Source organism: Burkholderia sp. Bp8992 (genome assembly GCF_003853705.1).
Classification (GTDB): domain Bacteria; phylum Pseudomonadota; class Gammaproteobacteria; order Burkholderiales; family Burkholderiaceae; genus Burkholderia.
This window is the reverse complement of sequence record NZ_QTQI01000005.1, coordinates 286,688-300,157: the sequence shown is the minus strand read 5'-3', so window position 1 is coordinate 300,157 and position 13,470 is coordinate 286,688. Positions and strand designations below refer to the sequence as shown.

Here is a 13,470-nt window from a genome sequence, read left to right as displayed (position 1 = left end):
CTCTCTCCCTTCAGGTTTCGTACCGACTTGATCTGCTTACGCCCGGCAATCCGCACATGCGGGCATCAGGCGATCTCCACGGTCGCCTCCACTTCCACGGCCATGCCGGACGGCAAGGAATTGGCGCCCGTCGCAATACGCGCGTGCCGCCCCGCTTCTCCGAGAACGGCGAAGAACAGGTCGGAAGCACCATTCAGCACCTTCGCGTGCTCGGTAAAATCGGCGTCGCACTGCACGACGCCGGCAACGCGAACGATGCGAACGACGCGCGAAAAATCGCCCTCCAGCATTCGTCCAATGTGACTCAGGATGTTCAGTGCACAGAGCTGAGCTGCGCGCTGCCCGTCCTCCACGCTGAGGTCGGTGCCGACCTTTCCGGCATAAAGCAGGTCACCGCCCAGGCGCGGTCCCTGCCCCGCTATCTGGAGGTAGTTTCCCGACCGCACCGCGGGCAGATAACTGCCGCGCGGCACGCTCGCCGGCGGCAGTTCGAGGCCCAGTTCGGCGAGGCGCGCATCGATCGTGGTCTGTTCCGTCATTTCAATTGCCTCCAGTCGCCACGTTCTCCCTGCCAGTTGATCGAGTCGCCAAGCGTGCGTCGGACACTTGCACGAAGCGTACGAAGCAATCCTTCCCATTCGAGCGCGCTGATACCGTCCACGGCGGGCTCGGGCGCCATGAACATGCCGTCCACCCCGCCCGAATTAACACAGCATTCGATGCATCGGATCTCGAGCTCCGGGTCATGAAACACGACAGGGTTCTCCAGCAGTGCCGAAAGCGCTGCAATGATGCCCGTCGCGCCCCAGTTCGACACATTCGCGACGACGAGGTGATCGGCTGCATTGATCGCCGCAACGCCTCCTCGCCCGGCAACGCCGGTTGATGCAGCCTTCGGGGAAAACGCGGGCAGATCCGCCGCAATCACCCCCATGCCGAGTTCATTGCCGCCATCACCCACGCCGATATGCAGAATGCCTCGCTCCTTTCCCTGATAGAACAAGTAATCGAGGTCGGCAACGAGTCCGTCGAGCGGACGGCCGCCCAAGCCGTGGTAGAGCCCCAGCGCATTGCAACCGGGACGCTCGATCGAAATCATGACGCTCGGCCGGGTGCGCTCGAGCAGGTCATCCGAAACACGATGACTGCCTTCCTTGTCCTTGGGGACGGTCCGAATGTAGACGGGCCGCAGGTACTCGATCCCTTTCACCACGCCGTCTTCCGGGAACGGCATCGGCGCCAGTCCTGCGCCGCGGCAGGTCTGCACCATCATCGCCTCCCAGTCCTCGTCGATCACGATGACGGTCGGCACCCCCAGACCCAGGAAGAATGCGCGCGCCATTAGCGCAGCACCAACCGGCCCATCGGTCTCGGGCGCACCGCCCCCCTCCGGGAATCCCGTGGCGATGAGCACCGGACCGCCTTGTCGCCTTACCGCCTCGACGATTCGTTCGGCCGCGCCCATGCATGCGTAGCCGGGCTGCCGCCTCTGCAGCGCCTCGTAGATGTTGCCGATGAGTCCGACGCCCGTGTAATCGAGCGTCATGAATTCGTCGATCGTGCGCGCGACGCGTTGGTACTGCTTGCTGTCTGGTTGCAGCATGGCAATTGCCTCCTGGCAGGAATGCGCTTTGGGTAGATGAATACCGGATGGTCAGGCCAGTGCACTGACGAAGACGTCGTGGTCCACGTTACCGCCGCTCAGCACCAGTACGACGGTCTTTCCGGCGACGTCGAGCTTTCCGGCAAGGACTGCCGCGAGCGGCACCGCGCCACCGGGTTCCACGACGAGCTTCAGTGTCTCGAAGGCCGCGCGCATCGCCCGACGCACCTCGTCGTCGTCGACGACGAGACTCCCGGCCAGCAGCCGCTTGTTGATCGGGAACGTCAGCTTGCCGGGAGAGGCGACCTGCAGCGAATCACAGATCGATCTGGCACCCGCGGCATTGGCAACCTGCTCCCCCTTCGCCAGCGATCGTGCGTGATCGTCGAACCCCTGCGGCTCGACAGCGTAGATACGCGCTTGCCGGCAGTACGCGTTGATCGCCGTCGCGACCCCGGCGACCAGGCCGCCGCCGCTGGCAGCCGCAAGAACCACATCCGGGACCACCGAGAGCGCCTGCGTTTGCTGCACGATCTCGAGACCGACGGTGCCCTGCCCGGCCATCACCTGACGATCGTCGTAAGGGGGAACGGTCACGGCGCCGGTGCGCTCCGCAATGTCCCGGCCGATTGCTTCCCGGTCGTCGGTTTGTCGATCATAAAGACGCACGGTTGCACCATAGGCCCGCGCACCCTCGATTTTTGCCTTGGGTGCATCGGCCGGCATGATGATGGTGGCCGGCATGCCGAATCGCGCGCAAACCGCCGAGATCGCCAACGCGTGATTTCCCGACGAGAAGGCGACGACGCCTCGCGGCCGCATGGCAGCCGGAATCTGCAGCACGCGATTGCACGCGCCCCGGAACTTGAAGGAGCCCGTCTTCTGAAGGCTTTCCGCCTTGACGAGCACACGGGCCCCTACCGCACGGTTGAGCATCTCGCTCTCGAGCAGAGGCGTTCGCATGACGAACGGCAGGATGCGCACATAGGCGGCTTCGATGTCGGCGACCGAGAAATCGCCGGATGAGAGATCGGTCATGGGATTCGCTCACGGTGAAAGACGTCAGCGCATTACATCAACCTCGACCGATTCAATCCAATGAAGAACAAAAATGCTTACTGATCGAAATTCGTAATTGATCGGCGGCGCACACCGAACACGTCACGACTCGATCTTCCGGCCGCCAAACGCGGCGAGTACAAGCAGCACGGCGAGCAACGCAAATGCAAGATGCAGGCCGATCGCATGCGCAAAGAAGCCGACAATTGCCGGTCCGACCAGATTGCCGCCATAGCCTAATGTCGTGATCGACGAAATTGCGGCAGAAGGATCCATGGCCGTTTGCCGCCCGGCGGCCGCGAACAGGATGGGTACGATGTTCGCGCACCCGGCCCCGCACACGGCAAACCCAATGATCGCGCCCGTGCCCGACGGCAAAGCGATCGCGATGGACATCCCGACCGCACCGAGGATCCCGCCCGATACGATCATCACGCGCGAACCGACCCGGGTAATCAACGCGTCACCGAAGAGTCGACCGATCGCCATCGTCATCGCGAACGCGGTATAGCCGAAGCCTGCGCGATCCTGCGCATACGACTTCACGGAGGTCAGGAATAGCGCGCTCCAGTCGAGCATCGCACCTTCGACGAGAAAACACCCGATCGCAATGGCCCCCATCAAGACGACGATCCCCTGCGGCAGGATCAATACCGAGGCCGTGCGCTCGCCGGGCCCTGCCGGCTCCAGGAACCGCGCGTAGCGAAACATGAGCACGGCGATGACCGCAACTATGGCTCCCGCTACACCGAGCGGATTCGCGCCGGCCGACAACAGCGAGCCACCGACCAGCGAGCCCGCAATTCCGCCGACGCTGAACAGGCCGTGGAAGCCAGACATCAGTTGCTCGCCGCTTTGCCGTTCAATCAGCGTCGCCTGGATGTTCATCGCCACGTCGACGAATCCCAGGCCGGCACCGAAGATCAACAGCGTGATCGCCATCGCCGGCATGCCGGACAGCGTCGCCAAGAGCGGAAGCGATGCGCAGATCATCGCGGCGCCCGCACCGATGACGTTGCGACAGCCAAATCGATCGACTGCGCGCTGACAGAGCGGCATGCACCCGACGGCCCCGATACCCAGGAAGAGCAGCAGGAAGCCGAATTTCGCTTCGTCGACGTCAAGGCGTGCCTTCGCGTAAGGTACCAGTGGCGCCCACGTCGCAACGCTGATTCCCGCGAGAAAAAATGATGCGCGTGTTGCAGCCCGTTTGTTGTTTTCGCTTGCAGTCTCGAAGACCATGGTCTGGGATGCATCCGACAAGTCGGACGTCTTCTGGATGAATGGATGAGGTGAACTCGGTCGTGACGTTTCTGCATCGGCCGTTACAGGTAGCCGGACGCGCCGGGAACGACGAGCCGAAAAACAAAAAAAGATCCCGAAAATTATTCGGGATCAAAGGAGAAACGACCCAGGATGAGGCGGAACATCTCCGCCCCGGTCGCTCAACGATTCAGTCCTTGTGGCTGCGGCCAAGCCGCTCGAAAATTTCCGGGCGCAGGTACTTGAAGTATTGAGCCAGTGCGATGCCGACGAGCAGCACGCCGATCAAGCAGTAGAACATCCATACGTACTGCCCCGGATCACCACCGGCCAGAACATCGAAGTGCTGGGCAATCAGCACGACCAGCGCGATGAAGAACACCGAGGAAATCGCGGGTGCGACCGCCGACTTGAAAAAGCTGACGCCCTGGTGCCTGCCGCTTCGGCTGTACCAGACCAACGATGAGATGCTGACGATCGCCATCAGAACGACGATTCCCGACGTACCGACTCCGGAGAGTTGCCCGTAGAGCAGGTCCGGCTTGGCGCCCATTACGATGAACGGAATCAACACGCAAAGCACCATCACCGACACCGTGATCGACGCGAGGTAAGGCGACTCGTGCCTCGGATGAACCTTACCGAGGAATCGCGGCAGCGCGCCGTCGGTGCCGAGGTTGTGCATGTAGCGCGCCAGGACGTTCTGGGTGGACAGTGCCGATGCGAACGCCGACGTCAGTACCAGCAGCGAGATCACGACATGGAGACGACCGCTGACGAATTTCGAGAATGCGTCGGGAAACATGGCGGCCGGTGTCTTGGTAGCGATGTCCTGGACATGCGACCCGTAAGCCATGATCAGCGCATACGCGCAAATCGTATAGACGACGCCGATGAAGATGACCGCACCATACGTGGCTACCGGAATCGTCCGGTCGGGCATACGGACTTCGTCGCGGAACAGCGCGGTCGCCTCAAATCCCATGAAGAAGCCGACGATGAACAGCACCGAGAACGGTACGCTCGCGCTCTTCGAAAGCTGGCTCGGCGCAAACGGAGCGGCCGCCGAGATATCGGACGCCCCGCCCTTCGCAAGCACAAAGAACGAGAAGATGAGACATACCGCGATCTCGAGCAGCATGATCCACGTCAGCACCTTCGCCGACAACTCGACATGCAGGTAGCTGAGGATGCCGCAGGCCATCCAGCACGCGATCGTGGGAATGTACCAGGGGAGCGTAGCGCCGGTCGTTTCATGCAGGAGATCGGAACACGACACGCCGAAGAACGACGTCACTCCCGCGAGCAGCAGAAAGTACGACACCGCCGCAAGGATGCCCGAACCGAGGCCGGTTGACTTTCCGATGCCGAAACTCACGAACGCATAGAAATCGCCCGGCCGCTTGACGATGTTGTTGAGCGTCACGTAACCGACGGAAAAAAAGAGCAGAACGATCGTCACCACGACGAACAACACCGGGCTGCTCACCCCTCCGAACATCAGCGCGAACGGAATGTAACCGGACACCGTCGTCAAAGGTGCCGAGAACGCGAGCACCATCAGTGCGAGGCCGATCGGCCCCATGTTTCCCGACAGCTTTTTGGGCGCTGATTCGCTTATGCGAATCTCTTGCAAGTTCATCTCCATCTCCGTCCCACCTCCGCCATTATGTGGATCTTCGTCACACGAAAACACCAGGAAACGTTCGATAGCTCGTGCAAGCACTGCTTGCCTCTCGACTCGTCGCGCATGCCATATCTTGAGGGGTTCGTTGCGGAGATCGCGCGGCACGTCCGAGATGACGTTGGGCAAGATCCATCGAGGTAGGCAATGCAGCGGCGACTGGTATTTGTCGGTTTATTCCGCTACATTGGTCTCACGATTTCGCTTCACGTAGCCTTTATGTACGGCAGGTGAAACGATCGTCCACCTCCAAATTGAAGAGGTCCAATTGCGATTCGCGATTTGGACTGATCGCGAAAATTTATCGATGATCAGAGGTCTGGTGTGTGGGTTCGGCGTGATCCGATACATGTATACGCCCGGTCACGCAAGCCTCCACAATGCCGGGGGAAATCGTTCTTGAGATGCTGCGAGGCGTTCACGAACGCGGACGTACTACGGTCCGATTGAGCACGGTCGATACCGGATGCGCGCCAGGTGAGGCCAGCGTGTGCTCAACGGCGCCAGCCTCCGCGGCGCTGTCGACGTTGGAAAAGCGATTCCTTTCCTAGACCGCCTTCAGAATTTTCGGCGGAAACGCTGCCGCGCGAGACCCATCCCCTGCTGCGTCACCTCGTGACGCCGAAGTCGACAGATAGCGCAAACAGCACACCCGCAGAAACGACGCGAAGTTCAGCGGCTCTTCTCCACGCAAAGAGAGCAGCTCGTCATAGAGCTTTACGGCGAACTGTGTCGTCGTCATGCCTTCGCGGTTCGCAATCTCCTGCAGGACATCCCAGAAGAGATTCTCGAGTCTGACGGTCGTCACGACGCCATGAATCCTCAGTGCGCGCGTACGGGATTCGTAGAGAATCGGGTCTGCATTGACGTAGATCTGGCACATATGAAAGCCTCCCGGCAGTTTTGCGCCGCGGCGCGCCATTGCACGTCGCGGCGCGTTCGTTCAGATGTCCCGCCGGCTCATCTTTCCTGCGATGTAATCGGCCTGGCGAATAGCAAGGGCGACGATGGTTAGCGTTGGGTTTTCCCCGGCGCCAGTCGTGAACTGGCTGCCATCCGAAATGAACAGATTCGGAATGTCATGCGTTTGCCCGAAACTGTTACAGACGCCATCCTGCGCGCGTGCACTCATACGCGCAGTGCCGAGATTGTGCGTCGACGGATAAGGCGGCACACGGTATACCGTCTTTGCGCCTGCCGCCTCATAGACTGCAGTACCCTGCCTGAACCCGTGCTCGCGCATCGCCTGGTCATTGGGATGATCATCGAAATGCACGTTGGCAACGGGCAAACCGAACTTGTCCTTGACGTGATGGTTGAGTGTCACACGATTGTTCGCACGCGGCATGTCCTCGCCAACGATCCACATACCCGCCGTGTATGGATACGCGTCCATCGCGCTCGTAAAGTCGGCTCCCCAGGTACCGGGATTCAGAAAGGCAGCGTAGAACGGTAAGCCGAGCGAAATCGTCTCCATGTGGTAGCCCCCAGCGAAACCGCGCTTCGGATCGAAGCGCGCTTCGTCTTCGATGATGCCCGCCATCGTCGTACCCTTGTACATTTCAACCTTTTTGTCGAAGACAGCGTACACCGAGCCGGTCGTGTGGCGCATGTAGTTGCGCCCCACCTGGTCTGAAGAGTTGGCGAGGCCGTTCGGATAGCGGCTCGATGCGGATGCGAGCAGCAACCGCGGTGTTTCGATCGAATTCCCGGCGACGGCGACTACACGTGCCTTTTGCCGCTGCAGCTTTCCTTTCGCATCGAAATACAGGACCGCGTTGACCTTGCCGTGCGCGTCGTGCTCGATGCGCGCGACATGGGAGTTCGGACGTAGCTCCATACGGCCTGTGGACTGCGCTCTCGGTATCTCGGTGTAGAGCGTCGACCATTTCGCACTGAACCGACATCCCTGAAAGCAGAAGCCGCGTTGGTAACAGTGACTGCGGTCGTCGCGATTTACGCTGTTGATTGCCATGCGCCCCGTACTGCATTCGCGATAGCCAACCTTCGATGCCCCCGCAAACATCACTTTGAAGTTGTTGTTGCCCGGAAGTCCCGGGAAGCCGTTGGTACGTGTCACGCCCATCTTCTTCTCCGCGCGGTCGTAGTATGGATCAAGATCCGCGCGGGTGACGGGCCAGTCGAGCAGCGTTGCACCGTCGATCGCACCATAGGTCGTTCTCGCCTTGAATTCGTGCGGCTGAATGCGCAAGCTCGCGCCGGCCCAGTGCGTCGTCGTGCCACCGACAGTCTTGCAGATCCATGCCGGCAGCGCCGGAAAGTCCTTGGCAACTCTCCATGTCCCGGATGTCGTGCGCGGGTCCAACCATGAAAGGAGCCTGAACGCGTCCCATTCCTCGGTCTTGAAGTCAGCCGGCGTATTATGGGCACCTGCCTCTAGCACGACGACGTCGATGCCCTTCTGTGCGAGTTCGTTCGCAAGCGTGCCCCCACCCGCGCCCGAGCCAATGACGACGACGACATGACTGTCGTCGTTTGAAAAGCGCTTGCTGCCCTGAGTCGTTGCCATATTCGCTCTCCTCGTCGTCACGCTGCCGGCACAGGACCACTGTCCTGCTCCGACGGGTTGGGCAGCCACGCAAGATCGTTGAATCCCTTGAACAGGTAGCCGCCGTCGCCTTCGCTGGCGCCGTACCCGAAGTGCCGATACGCGAGCGTATTGCTGTACAGCGAGACAACGGCCGTGCTGCGCACGGTCTCGAAGAACGACGTGGCCGAAATAGCCTTGATGTCGCTTGCCTGCGACTGCGCTGGCTGCTTCGTCCAGTCGCCGCCGCGCGCCTTTTTGTCGAGCGCCTTCACGCCATCGGCGATTTGCTTGCGTGTGGCCTCGTCATTCCGGACCCTCACGTCGAGATCCTTGACGACCAGCGCGTAGACGGCATCGTCCAGTGTCTTATGCGGATATATCTGCCTGACCATCGCGAGCAAGACTGCGCCTTGATGCGTGTCGAGATGCTTGAGTTCAAGCGCCCATACGCGGCTGGGCGCTAACATCGCAAGCGTGGACGACAGCGCGAGCGTGCCGACCAGCACGCCACTGCCCTTCAGCAAGTCGCGGCGCGTGAGAGAAATCCGCATCCGCGTCCCGCTCGCCCCTCCAGCGTCCGGGGCGATTCGTATCGTCTTACCTGTCATCATCGTCTCCTTCCATGTTGGCGCGCAGACTGTCGAGCGTCCGTACGCGCGGGCGGGCCGTCGGGCTAGCGATAGTGCCCGTGCTTTTCCAGCACTTCGATCTTGTAGCCGTCCGGATCCTCGATAAAGAAATAACGCGCTAGCAATTCACCTTCATCCGTTCTGAATTCGCGCAGCTCCTTCGGCTCGATTCCTCGCGCGCACAGCCGTTCGCGCTCCGCATGCGCGTCGGTCACTGCGACGGCGATGTGTCCATAGCCGTCGCCATGGGTGTAGGGCGTGTCTCGCCCCTTGTTCCACGTAAGTTCGATCTCCGCGTCGGCCTCGTCGTTGCGCAGATAAACGAGCGAGAAGTCGTCGAAATCGAGCCGATGACTCGGCGTCATTCCGAGCACGGTGTCGTAGAATTTCAGCGCCAGATCGAGGTCGCGCACACGGATCATCGTGTGAATGAATTTGGACATGGGACCCCGCTCAATGTGTAACCGTCGTGCCGAGCAAAGTGAAAAACTGCGCGAGCCAGTTCGCGTGCGCAGTCCACGCAGGGGCCGTCACGAAGTTGCCGTCCGTGACGGCATCGGGCCAGTCAAGCGGCGCGTAGTGCGCCCCCGCCAGCTTGACCTCCGGTTCGCACGCCGGATAGGCCGAAATGCGACGCCCTTCGATGACTCCCGCAGCAGCAAGCAACTGCGCGCCATGACATACGGACGCAACGGGTTTGTTCGCCTCGGCAAAATGACGCACCCATGCAATGACGTTCGCGTTCAGCCGGAGATACTCGGGTGCGCGCCCCCCCGGAACGAGCAACGCATCGTATTGCGCGGGGTCCGTCAAATTGAAGTCGGCGTTCAACGTAAAGTTGTGACCTCGCTTTTCCGTATAGGTCTGGTCGCCTTCGAAATCGTGAATGGCGGTGCGGATCGTTTCTCCCGCACACTTCTCCGGTGCGACGACGTGCACCGTATGTCCCACGGCGGTCAAAGCCTGGAACGGCACCATCAGTTCATAATCCTCGACAAAATCGCCGGCGATGATAAGAATGCGCTTGGACATCTTTCGTTTCCTTTCAGGTCGAGTGGGAGGAAAAGCCGCGAGGACCGTCGTCTACTTGTCGGCACCCAGGGTTGCGATATACGATGCCAGATTGTCGATATCCTGGTCGCTGAGCGCCTCGGCCATGGACTGCATGATGTGGGCAAGGCCTCCATTGCGTTGCCCGCTTTTGTATGCGTGCAACGCGGCCGCTACATACGATGGATTCTGACCGCCAATCTTCGGAAAGCCGGGCGATGTCGGAGTACGGCCATCCGCACCGTGACAGGCTATGCACAAGGCAAACTTCGCCTGGCCGGCCGCGGAATCGGCCGTCTCGGCAGCATCAACGTGCTTCGTCGTGAGCAAACACGAACCGATCATTGCAAATATGGTGACGATGCCAACTGCACAATGCGTCGCTCGCGGGCGAGAACTGGGCTTCAATGACATAGATGCTCTTTGTGGGTGATTTGCGCCGGCTCACTTGCAGACCGACAGTAAGCGTGCACGGCGTCAGAAGCGTTGCCACGCCGCTCGTTCCAATCGCCGCGAATCTGTTGCGCCTGCCGTCGTCAGCTGTTAAACCGGACTGTAGCGATGGCAGTCGTCCGGCAGGTAATACAAGGCTAAATGATGATCAGGGATTACACCGACATCGCCCGGTATGCCTGGGTGGAACGCAGCGGGGGTGAGACCGCACACGCCGGACGCTGGAGAACCGGGTCTGCGCGGCGAGCAGCTTCGCTGCAGGTGGTGCGGCCGAACGTTTCACCTCGCGGCTCGTCGCCCGTTCTTGATGCAGACGCTCGACTGGACGAACCGCGGAAGGAAACCAGACAATTTTGGGGAAAGCTCGAACGGCTCTCGCCAGCGACAGAGCGGCGCGACGCGCATCCGGCTCGGCATCGTGCGATTACAAACGTGCCGAGCTTCCCGTGATGATGAACCCGGCGACGCGACGGATCGGCCGGAGATGCAATTGTGGGTGTGGGCGCATCAGCGCCGATGCTGTGAAGCCTGCGCGTGTTCGCGAAGACGGGCTTGCAGTTCCATCCGGCAAAATCGCCTCCTCGAATCGCGCCATGTCGACCACGAAGCAGTTCGGGAGGCATAGTGAAACAACCCGACAAGACTGGATACCCGTAGGGTCAGACAGGTCGTCCGGCACCTCGTGGATCCAGCCGAATGTGTGAAGCAGTGGCAAATACGAATCTTGTGGACCGTCGATGCCACGCTCCTATCGTTCTCCGATCCGGAAATCAGAGTTCCGTCACGATTTTTTTTGCACGCAGTATCGAGTTGGGACTCATACTGAGTTCGTCGACCCCCAAGTTCACGAACACGGGAATCATGTTTGGCCGGGACGCAGCCTCACCGCACACGCCGACACTGATGTTCGCCCGCCTCGCCGCGTCGCACACCATCCTGATCGCCTGAATGACAGCCGGGTGCTCGGTCCTGTAAAGCGACGCAAGGCTGGGATTCATGCGATCGACGGCCATGACGTATTGCGTAAGGTCGTTGGTACCGATTGAGAAGAACTCGACCTCCTGCGCCAGCAAATCGGCAGTGAGAACCGCAGCCGGCGTCTCGATCATGATGCCGAGCCTTGGAACTGCAAACGGCACCCCCGCGTCGGTGAGTTCCGCGGCGATGCGCTCGATGATCGCCTTCGTACGGCGAACCTCGTCGACATCGTCGACCATCGGCAACATCACGCAGATGTTTCCGTGCGCGGTGGCACGCAGTAGCGCTCGCAGTTGCGGCTCGAACACTTCAGGGCTGTCAAGACACATCCGGATGCCTCGCCACCCCAGAAATGGATTCTCCTCCTTCGGGAAGCGAATGCCCGGCAACGGCTTGTCGCCGCCAGCATCGAGCGTCCGAATGATGACGGGCCACGGGTGAAAGCGCTGTGCGAGCGTGGCATAAACTTCGTATTGCTCGTCCTCCGTGGGCACTCGCTGATGGTCCATGAACAAAAGCTCGGTACGGAATAGCCCCACGCCCATCGCGCCGGCTTGCAGAGCCGAGTCGAGCTCCGACAGAGAACCCATGTTCGCGGCGATCTGTATCTTGCGTCCGTCGCGAGTGCTCGGCTCGACGTCCCGATAAGCAAGGAGCGCCGATTGCTGTTCGCGCTGCGCCTCGATGCGGCTCGATAGCTCCTTTTCATGCTCGTCCGAATGGTCGAGCCAAACCTCCCCGGTCGTGCCGTCGATCGATACGCGCGCGACCGATCTCAGCCTGTCCTTGTCGATCGGCAGACCCAGAACTGCCGGAATGCCATGCGAGCGTGCGATGATCGCAACGTGAGACGTCGCGCTGCCGGATGTGCAGACGATTCCGAGGATATTGGCGAGGTTCGCGCGCGCGAGATCCGGCGCGGACAGTTCCTCGGCAAGGATAATGCTCGGTACGTCCAGTTCCCGCAGCGACTTCTGCTGCTTGCCAAGAAGCACGGCCACGATCTCGCGCGTCAGGCCGCGAATGTCGTCGGCGCGGCTACGAAGATACTCGTCCGTCATCGATTCGAACGCGAACGCCAGATCCTGCCCGCATTTCAGCGTAGCCGCCGCCGCGCTCCACCGCGTTGCAATGAGTTCGCGAATGGTGCCCGCATAGTCGTCGCTCCTTGCGACATCGGCGATCGCCTCGATGATCTCGTTTCCCATCGTCCCGTCGCCCGGCTCCAGCATCGCAGCCAAAGTGGACTCGAGCGTCGCGGTGAATCGCGCGGCCTCGTCTGCTACCTCGTGTTCCGACACGAACTGGCGATCGACCACGAGCTCGTCACGAACATACGCGAGCGCAACGCCAAATGCCAGACCCTCACTCGCCGGAACACCTTTCAATGCGCCCGGAGAATCGGCATCGTCGACGGATGGCGCGGCGGCCGTGTGCTTGAACGCTCTCGGAGCCGTCGCTGAACTGTCGGACCCGCGATGGCCGTCCGGCGCAGTGGCGCCCTGCACGATTGCGCTGACATTCGACAGAAATTGCGTCAACCTGTCGACCGCCTCGCATTCGTCTTCGCCGTCCGCTCGGAGAAGTATCTGCTCGTCCTGCTTCACGCCTAGCAACATGAGCTTCACGGCGCTCTTCGCGTCCGCCCATGCATCGCCTCTCCCGATTTTCAGCGCGCTATTGAACTCCTTCGCAAGCTTTGCGAATTGCGTCGCGGGGCGCGCGTGCAGACCCTCGTGTACCTTGACAACAACCTGAGTTTCCAACATGACGATGCCTTTTCGTATTCCGTGGGTGACGACGATTGACGTCGGCGCAATTCAGGCGTCAACGATCTCGATGACGGTCCCTTTCTGCATGTTCTTGAAGAGCCGTTCAAAATCGACCGTCGATGCGCAGATCTCTCCCGGGCGCTCCGCCGAATGGGCTCCATTGAACGTGATGACGACATGACCCAGTTCGCTCACCTTGTTCCAGGCCGACGGCCCAACGGCAGTCACGATCGCGGAAATTTCGCCGATGCGCAGCACGGAACCGATACGCGGCGCATGGCTGTGCGCCTGCTCTACGCGGTGAAGAACCGACACTTCAGCCAGTTCAGAAGGCGCGCCATCCGAATACAAAATCAGCACGCCACCTTCGAGAAGGGACTCCACCTCTTCGCCGATACTGGAAATGATTGTCTTGTAGTAATGCATGC

Annotated in this window: 13 protein-coding genes; all 13 read right to left on the bottom strand. The window is 60.7% G+C overall.

Going from position 1 to position 13,470, the window contains the following annotated elements; all coding sequences use genetic code 11:
* Positions 1-65 precede the first annotated feature (65 nt).
* On the bottom strand, positions 66-539 hold the full coding sequence (locus DIE03_RS10520; RefSeq protein ID WP_124450004.1) for a RidA family protein: 474 nt from the start codon (positions 537-539) through the stop codon (positions 66-68).
* Positions 536-1,603 (bottom strand): DUF4392 domain-containing protein, encoded by a 1,068-nt coding sequence (locus DIE03_RS10515; RefSeq protein WP_124450002.1) that lies wholly within the window; start codon positions 1,601-1,603, stop codon positions 536-538. Before DIE03_RS10515 ends, DIE03_RS10520 begins: the two co-directional genes overlap by 4 nt.
* Positions 1,604-1,654: 51 nt before the next feature.
* On the bottom strand, positions 1,655-2,641 hold the full coding sequence (locus DIE03_RS10510; protein WP_124450000.1) for a threonine/serine dehydratase: 987 nt from the start codon (positions 2,639-2,641) through the stop codon (positions 1,655-1,657).
* Positions 2,642-2,764: 123 nt separating this feature from the next.
* A complete protein-coding gene (locus DIE03_RS10505) occupies positions 2,765-3,904 on the bottom strand; it encodes an MFS transporter (protein WP_124449998.1) in 1,140 nt (379 codons plus the stop codon).
* A 211-nt stretch (positions 3,905-4,115) separates the two neighbouring features.
* A complete protein-coding gene (locus DIE03_RS10500; RefSeq protein ID WP_185640982.1) occupies positions 4,116-5,567 on the bottom strand; it encodes an APC family permease in 1,452 nt (483 codons plus the stop codon).
* 589 nt (positions 5,568-6,156) lie between these two features.
* The gene (locus DIE03_RS10495) at positions 6,157-6,492 is read right to left on the bottom strand and encodes a ribbon-helix-helix domain-containing protein (protein WP_124449994.1); all 336 of its coding nucleotides are present in this window, start codon (positions 6,490-6,492) and stop codon (positions 6,157-6,159) included.
* A gap of 60 nt (positions 6,493-6,552) precedes the next feature.
* A complete protein-coding gene (locus tag DIE03_RS10490; protein ID WP_124449992.1) occupies positions 6,553-8,139 on the bottom strand; it encodes a GMC family oxidoreductase in 1,587 nt (528 codons plus the stop codon).
* 17 nt (positions 8,140-8,156) lie between these two features.
* The gene (locus DIE03_RS10485; RefSeq protein ID WP_124449990.1) at positions 8,157-8,768 is read right to left on the bottom strand and encodes a twin-arginine translocation signal domain-containing protein; all 612 of its coding nucleotides are present in this window, start codon (positions 8,766-8,768) and stop codon (positions 8,157-8,159) included.
* 65 nt (positions 8,769-8,833) lie between these two features.
* The gene (locus DIE03_RS10480) at positions 8,834-9,232 is read right to left on the bottom strand and encodes a VOC family protein (protein ID WP_109342671.1); all 399 of its coding nucleotides are present in this window, start codon (positions 9,230-9,232) and stop codon (positions 8,834-8,836) included.
* Positions 9,233-9,242: 10 nt separating this feature from the next.
* Positions 9,243-9,821, bottom strand: a complete 579-nt coding sequence (locus DIE03_RS10475; RefSeq protein WP_124449988.1) for a DJ-1/PfpI family protein — start codon at positions 9,819-9,821, stop codon at positions 9,243-9,245.
* 51 nt (positions 9,822-9,872) lie between these two features.
* Entirely contained in the window at positions 9,873-10,253 is a 381-nt protein-coding gene (locus DIE03_RS10470) for a cytochrome c (RefSeq protein ID WP_260434848.1), read from the bottom strand.
* Positions 10,254-11,062: 809 nt separating this feature from the next.
* Positions 11,063-13,039 (bottom strand): phosphoenolpyruvate--protein phosphotransferase, encoded by a 1,977-nt coding sequence (gene ptsP / locus DIE03_RS10465; RefSeq protein WP_221623678.1) that lies wholly within the window; start codon positions 13,037-13,039, stop codon positions 11,063-11,065.
* A gap of 51 nt (positions 13,040-13,090) precedes the next feature.
* Entirely contained in the window at positions 13,091-13,468 is a 378-nt protein-coding gene (locus DIE03_RS10460) for a PTS glucitol/sorbitol transporter subunit IIA (RefSeq protein ID WP_124449986.1), read from the bottom strand.
* Between the last annotated feature and the right edge of the window lie 2 nt (positions 13,469-13,470).